Below are 14,038 nucleotides of genomic sequence, written 5' to 3' on the forward strand. Positions count from 1 at the left end.
GCCTCCTTACCCGACTTCATTCCGAGGACATCCATGCGCAGCCGGATCAGCGACGACATCACCTTCCGCAAACTCGAGGTCCTGCTGGCCTATATGGAAGGCGGCAACCTGAACGCCGCGGCGCGCCTGCTCGACATCAGCGCGGTGAGCGTGCACCGGGCCCTGCATTCGCTGGAAGACGCGATGAGCTGCCAGCTGTTCAGCCTGCAGGGCCGCAACCTGATCCCGAACGAAGCCGCGCAGGTGCTGGCCGACGTCAGCCGCGACGTGATCCGCTTGATGGCCGACGGCATCGCCGCGACCCGCTCGGCGGCCGGCTATTCGGCCGACCACCTCAAGATCGGCTCGCTGTATTCGCTCACCACCGGCGTCATCCCCAAGGTCCTCATCGGCATCAAGCTGCGCAAACCCGAACTCGAGACCGAGCTGGTGCTGGGCTCGAACGACGAGCTGCTGCACAAGCTCAGGCAGAACGCGGTCGACGCCGCCCTGATGGCGCTGCCCGAGCTCGATCCGGACGTCGAATCGATTGCGCTGTTCGAGGACGAGGTGTTCTTTGCCGCGCCCGCGGGCTCGCCCTATGCCGGCCTGGACGAAGTCGACCTGCGCGACTGCGCGGCCGAGAAGTTCGTCTGCCTGCGCGACGGCTTCGTCACCTTCAGCGGCTTCCAGGAAGCCTTCCGCATCGCCGGCTTCGCGCCCACCATCGTGACCCGGGTGGGCGACATCTTTTCGCTGATGAACCTGGTGGGGGCGGGGATCGGCTACACCCTGCTGCCGGGGCGGGTGCGCCATGCCTTCGGCGACAAGGTCCAGCTCATCCCGCTCAAGCACGACTACCGGATGCGCCAGACCATCGGGCTGAGCTTCCTGCGGGTGCGCGAGCGCGACCCCAATCTGCTGGCCCTTGCCGCGGTCTGCCGCATGCTCAAGCACGAGTCTGCCTAAGTAGATGTATCAGGTTTGGCCCGAATAGTTCCGCTGAAAGTAAACGTCAAGCCCCGAGCCTAATTGATCGCGGCAGCATTCGACGCTACCTTTACCTCACAAAATAGCATAACAAAAGTGCATGCCCGACCTTCGCCAGCCTGTTCGGTGGCGAGTGGAGCCGGGGATGCTTTGGAGACGTATCACCAGCGGAGACGGTTGGCGCCGGCATCCGCGCGTTGAAGGAGCACTGCCGTGTCCTCTCACATGATTGCAATCTGCGTGCTGGCCCTGATGTTCGTGCTGGCCACCGCGCTGCCCATCAACATGGGCGTCATCGCCTTTGTCGGGGCCTTCCTGGTCGGCACGGTCGTCGCCGGCATGCAAACCAAGGCCATCATGGCCGGTTTCCCGGCCGAACTCTTCCTGACCCTGGTCGGCATCACCTTCCTGTTCGCCCAGGCCCAGAACAACGGCACCATCGACTGGCTAGTGCGGCTGGCCGTGCGTGCGGTGGGCGGGCGCATCGCGGCTATCCCGTGGGTGATGTTCGCCATCACCGCGCTGCTCACCTCGGTGGGCGCGGTCAGCCCGGCGGCGGTGGCGATCATCGCCCCGATCGCGCTCGGATTCGCCGCCAAGTACAACATCAACCCGCTCATGATGGGCCTGATGGTCATCCACGGCGCCCAGGGCGGCGGCTTCTCGCCGATCAGCATCTACGGCGGCATCACCAACAAGGTGGTGCTCGAAGCCGGCCTGCCGATTTCCCCCTTGACCACGGCCTTCACCAGCCTGGGCGTGAACCTGGCCGTGTCGGTGCTGCTGTTCTTCGCCTTCGGCGGCCTGAAGCTGATGAAGCAGCAGGTGCCCAAATCGGGCCTGGGCCTGCCGGGCGGGCCCTTCGGCACCAATGTGGCGGTGGCCGCGCAGGGACCGCAGATCTACGGCGACGCCGAGAGCGAAGCGGCAAGCGAAGAAAAACTCACCCAGCAGGGGTCTGGCAAGGCGGTCGGCGCGATGGGGAGCAGCATGGGCGGCGCGGGCGGCGCCATGGGCGCGGCGGCAGGGGGCGCTGCTACCGGTACCCTGGGCGGCGCGATGGGTAGCAGCATGGCCGCGGGCGCCAGGGCCAGCGGCGCCGCGGCCGCCGAAGGCCCGACCTTCCACCAGATCGTCACGGTGGTGGGCCTGGTCGCGCTGGCCGTGCTGACCCTGATGTACAAGCTCGACATCGGCTTCGTGGCCATCTCGATCGGCCTGCTGATCTCGATCCTGTCGCCGCAGGTGCAAAAACGCGCCATCGGCCAGGTGTCCTGGCCCGAGATCATGCTGATCGTCGGCGTGTCCACCTATGTCGGCGTGATGCAGAAGATGGGCACCATCACCTGGGTCGGCGACAGCGTCGCCAGCCTGACTTCGCCCCTGACCGTGGCGCTGCTGCTGCTGTTCGTGGGCGCCATCGTCTCGGCCTTTGCCTCGTCGACCGCGGTGCTCGGCTCGCTCATCCCTCTGGCCGTGCCTTTCTTGGCCTCGGGCACCGGGGTCGACCCGATCGGCTTCATCGCCGCCATGGCGGTAGCCTCCACCATCGTCGACGTCAGCCCGTTCTCGACCAATGGCGCCCTGGTACTGGCCAGTGCCCAGCACGTCGACCGCGACGTCTTCCTGCGCCAGCTGATGATTTATGGCGGTATCGTGACGCTGGTCGCGCCGGTCGTCGTCTGGCTGCTGTTCGTGGTGTTCTGATCGTCGGGCACCCCGGCAACCTGGCGCCATCACTTTTCGGGAAACACCATGAACCATGCTGAAGGCCGCTGGACCAGCCAGCAAAGCAACCGCAGCGACCGCCTGGGACGGGCCCGGGCGGCGCTGGGCGATGCGCTGGACGGCAAGATCGTCGCGTCCTCGCACATCGTCGAGCTGCTGCACCAGGTGCTCGAGCCGGGCGACCGCGTCTGCCTGGAAGGCAACAACCAGAAGCAGGCCGACTTCCTCGGCAAGGCGCTCACGCGGCTCGATCCGGGCCGTATCAACAACCTGCACATGCTGCTGTCGGTGCTGTCGCTGCCCGAGCACCTCGACGTGTTCGAAAAGGGCATCGGCTCGCGCCTGGACTTCTCGTTCTCGGGACCGCAGGCCGCGCGCCTGGCCAAGCTGGCCGGTTCCGGCAAGCTCAACATCGGCGCGATCCACACCTACCTGGAACTGTTCGCCCGCTATTTCGTCGACCTGACCCCGCGCGTGGCGCTGGTGGCGGCCGAGATGGCCGACCGCGAGGGCAACCTCTACACCGGCCCGAATACCGAGGACACCCCGGCCATCGTCGAAGCCACCGCGTTTAAAAGCGGCATCGTGATCGCGCAGGTGAACAAGATCGTCGACCAGCTGCCGCGGGTCGATATTCCCTCCGGCTGGGTCGAGTACGTGGTGCAGTCGCCCACGCCTTACTACATCGAGCCCTTGTTCACGCGCGATCCGGCCCAGATCTCCGAGATCCAGGTGCTCATGGCGATGATGGCGATCAAGGGCATCTATGCCGAATACCAGGTCGAGCGCCTGAACCACGGCATCGGCTTCGATACCGCGGCGATCGAACTGCTGCTGCCCACCTATGCAATGGACCTCGGCCTGAAGGGCAAGATCGCCCGCCACTGGGCCCTGAACCCGCATCCGGCATTGATTCCCGCAATCGAAGCGGGCTTCGTGGAGTCGGTGCATTCCTTCGGCTCCGAGCTGGGCATGGAAAACTACATCCGCGCACGGCCCGACGTCTTTTTCGTCGGCCCGGACGGCTCGATGCGCAGCAACCGCGCGTTTTCGCAGGCGGCCGGGCACTACGCCTGCGACATGTTCATCGGCTCGACCCTGCAGATCGATTTACAAGGCAATTCCTCGACCGCCACCCTGGGCCGCATCTCGGGCTTCGGCGGCGCGCCCAACATGGGCGCGGATGCGCGCGGCCGGCGCCATCCCAGCAGCGCCTGGCTGAAAGCCGGCCAGCAGGCGCGGGCAGGGCGCAACACCATCCCGCGCGGGCAGAAGCTGGTGGTGCAGATGGTCGAAACCTTCCGCGAGCACATGGCCCCCGCCTTTGTCGAGCGCCTCGACGCCTGGCAGCTGGCCGAGCAGACCGGCATGGCGATTCCCCCGGTAATGATCTATGGCGACGACGTCACCCACATCCTCACCGAAGAGGGCATCGCCAACCTGCTGCTGTGCCGCACCGATGAGGAACGCGAGCAGGCCATCCGCGGCGTGGCCGGCTACACTCCCGTGGGCATGGGTCGCGACAAGCGCATGGTGGAGAACCTGCGCGACCGCGGCATCATCCAGCGCGCCGAAGACCTCGGCATCGACAAGCGCCTGGCCACCCGCGACCTGCTGGCCGCCAAGAACATGAAAGGCCTGGTGCGCGCATCGGGCGGCCTGTACGAACCGCCCAAGCGCTTCAGGAACTGGTAAGGACCTTGATATGGAAACGCTACAATTCCGATTCGAGCAGGGCACCCGTTCGCTGGCCGGCATGCCGCAGCTGGTCGGCGTGGTCGGCTCGGGCAACCTCGAGGTGCTGATCGAGCCGGCGCCCTTGCAAGGCGCCTGCGAGATCGAAGTGCGCACCGCCGCCATGGGCTTCGGCGCCACCTGGCAGGCCGTCATGGCCGACTTCCACGCGCGCTGGGGCCTGGCCGACGCGCGCATCTGCATCAACGACATGGGCGCCACGCCGGCCGTGGTCAGCCTGCGGCTGGACCAGGCGGTCGAATCCCTCACCGGAGGCGTGCCATGAGCAGCTATATGGAACTGACCGCGCGCCAGCGCATCCCGGCCATCTTCGATCCCGGCAGTTTCGAGGAATTCCTGCCGCCAAGCAGCCGCGTCATCAGCCCGCACCTGGCCCAGCTCGATGCGCCCGTCTCGTTCGACGACGGCATGGTGGTCGGGCGAGGTTTATTGGGTGGACAGCTCGTGTTCGGGGCGGCCCAGGAGGGCGGCTTCATGGGCGGCGCAGTCGGCGAAGTGCACGGCGCCAAGCTGGTGGGCATGCTGCGCCGCGCCGTCGATGAGAACGCGCATGCGGTGCTGCTATTGCTGGAGTCGGGCGGGGTGCGCCTGCACGAAGCCAATGCCGGCCTGATCGCCGTGTCCGAAGTCATGCGCGCCATGCTCGATGCGCGCGAGGCCGGCATTCCCGTGGTCGCCGTCATCGGCGGCTCGAACGGCTGTTTCGGCGGCATGGGCATCTCGGCGCGCTGCGCCAATACCGTCGTCATGTCGGAAGAAGGGAGGCTGGCCATGTCCGGCCCCGAGGTCATCGAAACGGCCAACGGCGTCGAAGAGTTCGACTCGCGCGACCGCGCCCTTGTCTGGCGCACCACCGGCGGCAAGCATCGCTACCTGCTGGGCGACTGCCAGGTGCTGGTGCCGGACGATACGGCGGCCTTCCGCGCCGCCGCGCTGCAGGCGATCGCCGAGGTGCGCGCCGGCGGCGCGCAGCTGACGCTGGACGACCTGCTGGCCGAACAAGCCATGCTGGCCCGGCGCCTGATCGACACCGAAGGCCTGGTCGAGCCGATGGACGTGTGGAAGGAGCTCGGCGTGCCCGATCCGGCGAGCGTGCCGATGCTCGACGCCGACGCTTTCCTGCTGCTGGCCGCGCAGCACCGTCTTGATTACCGCCTGCCGCCGCAGGCGCCAAGCAAGGGAGAACAATGATGGACTGGCAGACTTTGGCAAGACAATTATTCCCCGGCGGCTTCGATATCGACGAGCGCGACAACTTCCTGTCGGGCAGCGGACAGGTCGACGACCAAACGGTCGACGTGATCGGCACCACCGGCCACGTCCCGATCGGCATCGAGATCGCCCTGGCCCAGGCCCAGGCCATCCTCAAGACCGTGCAAGCCAGTCCCGGCCGACCGATCCTGATCCTGGTCGACACCCAGGGCCAGCGCCTGCGCCACCGCGACGAAATGTTGGGCATCAACAGTTACATGGCACATTTGGGCAAATGCATCGACCTGGCCCGGCGCAAGGGGCATACGGTCATTGGCCTGGTGTACGACCAGGCCCTGTCCGGCGGCTTCATCACGAGCGGCCTGATCGCCAGCGCCTGCTTCGCGCTGCCGCAGGCAACCATCCGCGTGATGGGCCTGCCGGCGATGGCGCGCATCACCAAGGTGCCGGAAGAACGCTTGACCGAACTGGCCAAGGACAACCCGGTGTTCGCGCCCGGCCCCGAGAACTACCTGCGCATGGGCGGCCTGCACGGCATCTGGGAGACCGACCTTGCCGGCCAGCTGGCGCGCGCGTTGCGCGAATGCGCTCTGGAGGACGAACGCATGGCCCTGGGCCACGCGCGCGGCGGGCGCATGCTGGCGCAGCCGGTCGCGCAGGCGGTCAGGACGGGCGGCGATGTTCGCCCGGCATGACCTGGTCTGGCTCACCAGCCGCGGCTGGGAGCGGGCGCTGGCCGGCGCCCCGGCTGCCTCGGTTGGCGCCCTCGGCGCCTGGCGCGATGCCGGCTGGCCGGCCGTCGTACGGCGGGCGGAAGACCCGCTGGCGCCGGGCGAGGTGGCGATCGGCTTTGCCATGCCGCCCCGTGCGGACGGCAGCGGCAAGCTGCGGGTCGGCTGCCGGGTGGAACTGGCCGACGTCCAGCGCCGTACCCGCGCCCTGGCCCTGGTCGGCGCCCTCGATGCCGTGCCGCCCCTCTGGCGCGTTACCCTCGCCGCGCTCGAGCGCGAGGCCGCCGACGCCGGCCTAGGCCTGGCCGTCTATGGTTCCGTGGCGCTGGAAGCGCTCACCGGCCAGGCCTATGTCACGCCCACCTCGGACATCGACCTGCTGCTGCGGCCCCTGAACCGCGCGCAACTGGCGCAGGGCCTGGACCTGCTCGCGCACTATGCGGCCAGCTTGCCGCTGGACGGAGAAATCGTCTTTCCCGACGGGCGTGCCGTGGCCTGGAAAGAGCTGCGTGCGGCATCGGCCAGCGCGCCGGGCACGCGCGTGCTGGCGAAAGCTCTGGAGCGGGTCGCGCTGGTGGCGCCAGACGAACTGCTGGCGACGCTGGAGGAGCAGGCATGGATCAATTGAGCAAAGCATCGCGCCCGATCAGCTCGGCACCCGCACCCGCACCTGCACCTGCAACTGCGCGCAGTGTCGTGTCCATCGTACTCCCGAACCTCGGCCGCCCGATCCTCAAGCCCTTGGCGCCGGGCGACTTGCCGATGCCGGCGCCGGGCCTGCCGCCGGCATCGGCTGGCGTCCATGCTCGCGCTGTTTGCCAGCAGGTCGCGCGCCTGGCCGTGCGCAGCCTGTATGCCGAGCTGGCGCTGTATCCCAAGCCCGGGCTGGTCTCGCTGGTCGACAACGGCAGCCACGAGGACATGACGGCCGCCACCTTCATGCGCAGCATGTTTGCGCTGCGCCGCTACTTTTTGCATATCACCAGGGCCGGCATGCAGGATGCGCCGTTTCACGTGCTCAAGCGCCTGGGCATCGAGGCCGAGGCACGCATGCTGCGCGCCACGCAGGGCATTAATACCCACCGCGGCGCGATCTTCTGCCTGGGCATGCTGTGCGCGGCCATCGGCCGCTGCCATGCGACCGGCACGGCCTTGGCGCCGGCGGCCATCCAGGGCGCTCTGCTGGCGAGCTGGGGCCAGGCCCTCGGCGCCCACAGCGGCGATACCGGCGCCGGCACTGGCACCGGCACCGACACGCCATCGCATGGCGTCCAAGCCTCGCAGCGCTATGCCGCCAGCGGCGCGCGCGAAGAGGGCGCATGCGGCTTCCCTTCGGTGTTCAAGGTAGGGTTGCCGGCCTTGCTGCGCACCCTGCGCGAGCGCCGCTGCATGCGCCTGGCGCGCGTCGATGCACTATTCGCCCTGATGGCCCACATCAGCGACACCAACGTCTATCACCGCGGCGGCATCGAAGGCGCGAGAACGGTGCGGCGCCAGGCGCGCGCCTTCGTTGCGCGCGGCGGCACCGCCGCGCCGGACTGGGAGGCGCACGCGCTGAGCTGCCACCACAGTTTTGTGGCCGCACGCCTGTCGCCCGGCGGCGCGGCCGATTTGTTGGGCGCCGCCTGCCTGCTGCATGCCGTGTGCGCGGGACCTGCGTCCGCATGAGCGGCCGGCTCGCGATCCTGTGTCCGGGCCAGGGCGCCCAGCACCCGGCCATGTTCGACATGGCGCGCACCGATCCGGCGGCCAGCCGCCTGCTCGACCGATGCTTCGACGACCCGGCACTGGGCGAGCCGCTGCGCGCCACCCTCGATGGCCGGGAAGCGTTCAACAACCGCGTGGCCCAGCCATCGATCGTGGCCGCGACGCTCGCCATGTGGACTGCACTGGAACCGTCCTTGCCGCAACCGGCGCTGGTCGCCGGCTACAGCATCGGCGAACTGGCTGCCTGGGCCGTGGCAGGCGCCCTCGATCCGCTCGATGCCGTCAAGCTGGCGCACGAGCGCGCGCAATTGATGGATGCCTGCATGGCCGTTGGGGCGCCCCAGGGCATGGTTGCGCTGTCGGCCATGCCGGATGGCAGCGTCGACGCGCTGCTGCGGCGCTTCGGTTTTCACGCCGCGATCGTGACCGGCGAAGACACGCTGGTGGCCGGCGGCCCCGCCGAAGCGCGCGACGCCTTGTGTGAAGCTGCCGCTGCGCTTGGCGGCCGCGGCACCGTGCTGCCGGTCGAAGTCGCCTCCCATACGCCCTTGATGCAGGCCGCGGCAGCCCCGTTCTCGGCGCTCCTGCTGGCCCAGCGCTGGTCGGCGCCGGCCTTTCCGGTCCTGTCGGGCATCTCGGCCGAGCCGCTCCAGGACGCCGGCCGGGCGGTGGACCACCTGGCGCGCCAGCTGGCCGAACCGATCCGCTGGAAGGACTGCATGGACGCCTGCGTCGAAGCGGCCGTGACGGTTGCGCTCGAGCTGGGGCCGGGCGCCGCGCTGTCGCGCATGTTGCAGGCGCGCCATCCGGATATCGCATGCCGCTCCGTTACCGAATTCCGCTCGCTGGGCGGCATATGCTCCTGGCTGGGGAAGCAATTCGAATAACATTCACAAAGCTGATGTCCGATATCGCAAATGGGAATTGGAAAATGGGCTGACTCGCCTATATAACGGTGGTATCGCATCGCAGTCGCGATCGCATCACCACCGTCCGCCGTGCTGTTTTCGGCGAGGCAAACAAGGAGTCGCACATGAAGAATTTCCTGAACAAGGCCATCGGCGTGCTGGTGGCCGCAGCCAATGGCCGCGCCCTGAACGTCCTGCGCAAGCAAGCTGAACTTGCCAAGCCTTTCCACGTCGAGTTCCGCGCCAACGCAGGCGGCTGGAAGTAAAGCAGTAGCATGCCGCCAGCCCTGGGGCGCAGGCAGCAGATCGAGAAGGGCCGGGTCCGCACCAACGCATCCGGCCCTTTTTTCGTCCAGGCTCGAAGCGCTTTATACTCGAGCGATGAACATTGCCATGCGCAGCTACCAGCCCTCCGACCGCGAAGCCGTCAACCGCGTCGCGCTCGCGGCCTTCGCCCAGTACGAACACGCCTACGATGACTGGGTCGCCTTCAGCGAGGGCATCAAGGGGATGGCGGACCTCGCCGCCCAGGCCGACCTGTTGGTAGCGGAACTGGACGGTCACATCGTCGGTGCGATCGTGCACGTCGGTCCTGGTCGGCCCCGCAGTGCGACCTTCCCGAATGACTGGTCGGTGATCCGCATGCTGGTGGTCGATCCGAGCCATCGCGGCCAGGGCATCGGGGCAATGCTGGTGGCGGCCTGCCTGCGCTGCGCCCTCCGCGACGGCGCGCCGGTAATCGGCCTGCATACCAGTCCCATCATGGCTTCGGCCCTGCGCCTCTACACCAGCCTCGGGTTCATCCGCGACCGCGACCTCGATCCGATCCGCGGCGTCCCCTACGGACGCTACGTCCTGCCCGCGTACCAGTTGCCGGCGGCGCTGGAGCTGCTGGCCCGCTAGCGAGCAGACGGTGGGGGAGTATATTTTTTCTTCAGGACGATTTTGGCATTTTCGTGCGAAATGTGCTTGAAGAAGGGCTTCCCGCTGCCATCGGAGATAAAGTAAAAATATTCGCCGTGGGCGTTGCGTGCGTAGCGGAACACGCGCAAAAGGGTGTATGCACCATTTTCGTCCGACACCCCTTCCTCTTCTTCCTTGACGATCTGCGCGGTGCGGCCGTCGAAGCAGCATTCGGGCTGCTCGCTGGCCACGACCAACTGGCGAAACTCCTCGTCCACTCGGGGCATGATGCTTGGCGTGCTGTCACCAAAAACGGACCGGACGGTTCGCCAGATGCGCCAGGCAACAAAGCTAAGGAAGAGGAAAAACAGAAGTTGGTTCATGTCGACCCAGGGCAGGCAGTGAATCGGGAGAAGCTGTGCATCGGGCCGCACGATAGCATGGGGCTACCCTCCGGATATGCATCGCTTCTCACGCGCCGCTTGAAGCGGGCCGGAACGGATTACGCTCGTTCAGTTCATCCATGTAGTCGTCGATCCCGCCGCTTTCCCGCTCCAGGAAGTTCTGGATCGCATTCGCAAACGATGGATGCGCCAGCCAGTGCGCCGACCAGGTGCGCGTCGGCAGGAAGCCGCGCGCCATCTTGTGCTCGCCCTGGGCGCCGCCCTCGAAGGCCTGGATCCCTTGCTCGATGCAGAACTCGAGCGGCTGGTAATAGGCCGCCTCGAAATGCAGGCAGGGCACGTGTTCCAGCTCGCCCCAGTAACGCCCGAACAGCGTGGTCTGGTTGTGAATGACCAGCGAAGCGGCGATATCGACCCCGTCGCGCTCGGCGATCACGAGCAGGATATTGTCCGGCATGGTGTCGCCGATACGCCGGAAAAAATCCAGGTTCAGATAAGGCGTCGAGTGGTGCGCCTGGTAGGTATGCCGGTAGCAGCGGTTGAACAGCACCCAGTCGGCGTCCTGCGCGTCGCGCCCGCGCACCCGGCGCATGGTCACGCCGGCCTCGCGCACCTTGCGCCGTTCTGCGCGGATGTTCTTGCGCTTCTTTTTCTCGAGCGTAGCCAGGAAGTCGTCGAAGCTCGCATAGCCCTGGTTCAGCCAGTGGAACTGCACGCCGCTGCGCAGCAGGAAACCTGCTTCCTGCAACTGGCGCGCATGCTGCTCGGGCGGGAACAGGATGTGAGTAGAAGAGACTTCGGTCGCGCGCTGGGTCGCCACCAGCACCTCGATCAGCGCCGCGCGCGCGGCGTCGTCCACCGCCAGCAGGCGCGGCCCGGCCACCGGCGTGAACGGGATCGCGGACAGAAGCTTCGGATAGTAATCCAGCCCGTTCCGGTGATAGGCGTCGGCCCAGGCCCAGTCGAACACGTATTCGCCGTAGGAGTGGTCCTTGACATACAGGGGCAGGGCCGCCGCCAGCTTCTCGCCGTCGAACAGCGCGAGGTACTGCGGCTGCCAACCGGTTTCCGGCGCCGCACTGCCTGACGCATGCAGCGCATGCAGGAAGGCATACGACAGGAAAGGGTTGGCATTGTCCTGCGCGGCCACCAGCGCGTCCCATTGGGACTGCCCCAGCTCGGACAGAGAAGAAACGATATGCGTGCGATAATTCAAAATGACTTCCGTAGCAAAACGAATGGATAGATTGCGACCCGGCAGGCAGCGCGCAGCAAGCAGCTCCCTGCCTGCCGGCACGCGAAAGACCCCACCATGACCCAGCGATTCTTCAACCTCTATACGCACCACTTTGCCCGCGTCGCCGTGGCCATCCCGCGCTGCCGCATCGCCGACCCGGCCTTCAACGTCGAGCAGACCCTGACGCTCGCGCGCCAGGCCGCGGACCAGGGCGCCGTGCTGGTGGCCTTTCCCGAACTCGGGCTGTCCGCCTACAGCTGCGACGATTTGTTCCACCAGCGCGCGCTGCTCGACGCCTGCCTCGACGGCCTGGCCAAGGTCATCGACGCCTCGAAGGCGCTGCCGCTGGCGCTGGTCGTCGGCCTGCCCTTGAAGGTGAATCACCAGCTCTTCAATTGCGCGGTGGTCGTGGCCGGCGGCCGCGTGCTCGGTGTGGTGCCCAAGAGTTTCCTGCCTAATTATGGCGAGTTTTACGAATCCCGGCAGTTCAGTGCGGCCGATTGTGCCGCCGTCGACCAGATCGACCTGTTCGGCGCGACCGTGCCCTTCGGCCCGGCGCTGCTGTTCGAGGTCGAGAACCTGCCCTTGTTCCGCTTCCACGTCGAGATCTGCGAGGACGTCTGGGTGCCGATCCCGCCGTCCTCGTTCGCCGCGATGGCCGGCGCCACGGTGCTGGTCAACCTGTCGGCCTCGAACGTCGTGGTGGGCAAGAGCGGCTATCGCCACCAATTGGTGAGCCAGCAGTCCGCGCGCTGCCTGGCGGCCTATCTCTACACGTCGGCCGGCAGGGGCGAGTCGACCACCGACATGGCCTGGGACGGCCAGTCGCTCATCTACGAGAAGGGCGATCTGCTGGCCGAGTCGGAACGCTTCTCCGACGACTCGCACGTGATCTTCGCCGACGTCGACCTCGACCGCCTGTCGAACGAGCGCATGCACGCCACCACGTTCGCGCAGTCGGTACGCCGCCATGCCGGGGAAGTAGCCAAGTTCCGCCTCGTGCAGTTCACGCTCGAGCTGCCGCTGCAGCAGGACATGCCGCTGGCGCGCACCGTCGAACGCTTCCCCTACGTGCCGGCCGACCAGGCGCGCCGCGACGAGCGCTGTACCGAGGTGTACAACATCCAGGTCCAGGCCCTTAGTCAGCGCCTGTCCTCGAGCGGCATCAAGAAGGTGGTCATCGGCGTGTCCGGTGGCCTGGATTCAACCCACGCGCTGCTGGTCTGCGCCCGCGCCATGGACCGCCTCGGGCTGCCGCGCACGAACATCCTGGCCTATACCATGCCGGGCTTCGCCACCAGCGAACGCACCCTGAAGCAGGCCAACGACCTGATGGCCGTGGTCGGCTGCAGCGCCCAGCTGATCGACATCCGTCCAAGCTGCATCCAGATGCTCAAGGACCTTGGCCACCCCTACAGCGAAGGCAAGGCGGACTACGACATCACGTTCGAGAACGTGCAGGCGGGCGAGCGCACCAACCACCTGTTCCGGCTGGCGAACTTCCACAACGCGATCGTGATCGGCACGGGTGATTTGTCCGAGCTGGCGCTGGGCTGGTGCACCTATGGCGTGGGCGACCACATGTCGCACTACAACGTCAACGCCAGCGTGCCCAAGACCCTGATCTCCTACCTGGTGCGCTGGGTCGCCGAGACCGGCGCCGTGGTGCAGGACGGCGCCGAGGTGCTGCTCAAGATCCTCGATACCGAGATCAGCCCCGAGCTGGTGCCGGGCGGCGCCAACGACGCCAAGCCGGCCCAGTCGACCCAGGACGTCATCGGCCCCTACGAGCTGCAGGACTTCAACCTGTACTACATCCTGCGCTTCGGCTTCAAGCCGAGCAAGGTCGCCTTCCTGTCGTGGAGTGCCTGGCATGACCGGGAGCAGGGCAGGTGGCCCAGCGCGTCATTGGCGCGCAACCAGTACGCGCTGGCCGAGATCAAGAAGAACCTGGGCATCTTCCTGTGGCGCTTCTTCAAGACCAGCCAGTTCAAGCGCTCGTGCGTGCCGAACGGGCCGAAGGTGGGCAATGGCGGCTCGCTGTCGCCGCGCGGCGACTGGCGCGCCCCGTCCGACTCCGAAGCCACCGTCTGGATGGATGACCTCAAGAATATCCCCGACTAAAACAAGGAAAAACCATGAAACAGATTACCTGCGTGATCAAACCCTTCAAGCTCGACGAAGTGCGCGAGGCGCTGGCCGAGGTCAACGTCACCGGCCTGACCGTAACCGAAGTCAAGGGCTTCGGCCGCCAGAAGGGCCATACCGAGCTCTACCGCGGGGCCGAATACGTGGTCGACTTCCTGCCGAAGGTGAAGATCGAAGTGGTGGTCGACGATGCGATGGTCGACGGCGTGGTCGACGCCATCATCAAGGCCGCCCGCACCGGCAAGATCGGCGACGGCAAGATCTTCGTGCAGAACGTCGAGCAGGTGATCCGGATTCGTACCGGCGAGACCGGCGCCGACGCGGTATGAGGCTGCC

15 protein-coding genes are annotated in these 14,038 nt (G+C 66.9%); 13 read left to right on the forward strand and 2 right to left on the reverse strand.

Going from position 1 to position 14,038, the window contains the following annotated elements; translation table 11 throughout:
• Positions 1–33: 33 nt before the first annotated feature.
• The 11 genes from AC3XQU_RS15740 to AC3XQU_RS15790 all read left to right on the forward strand — a co-directional run bounded on the left by AC3XQU_RS15740 (position 34) and on the right by AC3XQU_RS15790 (position 9,913).
• A complete protein-coding gene (locus AC3XQU_RS15740; protein ID WP_489875102.1) occupies positions 34–948 on the forward strand; it encodes a LysR family transcriptional regulator in 915 nt (304 codons plus the stop codon).
• Positions 949–1,182: 234 nt separating this feature from the next.
• Positions 1,183–2,676 carry an SLC13 family permease gene (locus AC3XQU_RS15745; RefSeq protein ID WP_489875103.1) on the forward strand — a complete coding sequence of 498 codons (1,494 nt, stop codon included), beginning with the start codon at positions 1,183–1,185 and terminating at the stop codon, positions 2,674–2,676.
• Between the two features lie 48 nt (positions 2,677–2,724).
• A complete protein-coding gene (gene mdcA / locus AC3XQU_RS15750; protein ID WP_489875104.1) occupies positions 2,725–4,392 on the forward strand; it encodes a malonate decarboxylase subunit alpha in 1,668 nt (555 codons plus the stop codon).
• 10 nt (positions 4,393–4,402) lie between these two features.
• Positions 4,403–4,717: a malonate decarboxylase acyl carrier protein gene (gene mdcC / locus AC3XQU_RS15755; protein ID WP_489875105.1), complete on the forward strand. Its 315-nt coding sequence runs from the start codon at positions 4,403–4,405 to the stop codon at positions 4,715–4,717.
• Entirely contained in the window at positions 4,714–5,643 is a 930-nt protein-coding gene (locus AC3XQU_RS15760; RefSeq protein WP_489875106.1) for a biotin-independent malonate decarboxylase subunit beta, read from the forward strand. Before mdcC ends, AC3XQU_RS15760 begins: the two co-directional genes overlap by 4 nt.
• Positions 5,643–6,359 (forward strand): biotin-independent malonate decarboxylase subunit gamma, encoded by a 717-nt coding sequence (locus AC3XQU_RS15765; RefSeq protein ID WP_489875107.1) that lies wholly within the window; start codon positions 5,643–5,645, stop codon positions 6,357–6,359. The genes AC3XQU_RS15760 and AC3XQU_RS15765 overlap by 1 nt, the downstream gene beginning before the upstream one ends.
• Positions 6,343–7,023, forward strand: a complete 681-nt coding sequence (gene mdcG / locus AC3XQU_RS15770) for a malonate decarboxylase holo-[acyl-carrier-protein] synthase (RefSeq protein ID WP_489875108.1) — start codon at positions 6,343–6,345, stop codon at positions 7,021–7,023. Before AC3XQU_RS15765 ends, mdcG begins: the two co-directional genes overlap by 17 nt.
• Before the next feature lie 134 nt (positions 7,024–7,157).
• Complete coding sequence (gene mdcB / locus AC3XQU_RS15775; protein ID WP_489875138.1) at positions 7,158–8,063, forward strand: triphosphoribosyl-dephospho-CoA synthase MdcB; 906 nt, start codon at positions 7,158–7,160, stop codon at positions 8,061–8,063.
• On the forward strand, positions 8,060–8,989 hold the full coding sequence (locus AC3XQU_RS15780; protein WP_489875109.1) for an ACP S-malonyltransferase: 930 nt from the start codon (positions 8,060–8,062) through the stop codon (positions 8,987–8,989). Before mdcB ends, AC3XQU_RS15780 begins: the two co-directional genes overlap by 4 nt.
• A gap of 146 nt (positions 8,990–9,135) precedes the next feature.
• A complete protein-coding gene (locus AC3XQU_RS15785; protein ID WP_489875110.1) occupies positions 9,136–9,276 on the forward strand; it encodes a hypothetical protein in 141 nt (46 codons plus the stop codon).
• Between the two features lie 127 nt (positions 9,277–9,403).
• On the forward strand, positions 9,404–9,913 hold the full coding sequence (locus AC3XQU_RS15790) for a GNAT family N-acetyltransferase (RefSeq protein ID WP_489875111.1): 510 nt from the start codon (positions 9,404–9,406) through the stop codon (positions 9,911–9,913).
• Here AC3XQU_RS15790 and AC3XQU_RS15795 read toward each other — a convergent pair.
• Both AC3XQU_RS15795 and AC3XQU_RS15800 read right to left on the reverse strand, forming a co-directional pair.
• The gene (locus AC3XQU_RS15795; protein ID WP_489875112.1) at positions 9,910–10,296 is read right to left on the reverse strand and encodes a hypothetical protein; all 387 of its coding nucleotides are present in this window, start codon (positions 10,294–10,296) and stop codon (positions 9,910–9,912) included. The genes AC3XQU_RS15790 and AC3XQU_RS15795 overlap by 4 nt on opposite strands.
• A gap of 88 nt (positions 10,297–10,384) precedes the next feature.
• Positions 10,385–11,533, reverse strand: coding sequence for a GNAT family N-acetyltransferase (locus AC3XQU_RS15800; RefSeq protein WP_489875113.1), 1,149 nt, complete (start codon positions 11,531–11,533; stop codon positions 10,385–10,387).
• A gap of 96 nt (positions 11,534–11,629) precedes the next feature.
• Here AC3XQU_RS15800 and AC3XQU_RS15805 point away from each other — a divergent pair, with 96 nt between their 5' ends.
• Positions 11,630–13,678, forward strand: coding sequence for an NAD(+) synthase (locus AC3XQU_RS15805; RefSeq protein WP_489875114.1), 2,049 nt, complete (start codon positions 11,630–11,632; stop codon positions 13,676–13,678).
• A gap of 14 nt (positions 13,679–13,692) precedes the next feature.
• Positions 13,693–14,031, forward strand: coding sequence for a P-II family nitrogen regulator (locus AC3XQU_RS15810; protein WP_489875115.1), 339 nt, complete (start codon positions 13,693–13,695; stop codon positions 14,029–14,031).
• Positions 14,032–14,038 lie beyond the last annotated feature (7 nt).

The organism is Telluria sp. AZSoR62 (assembly GCF_058111565.1).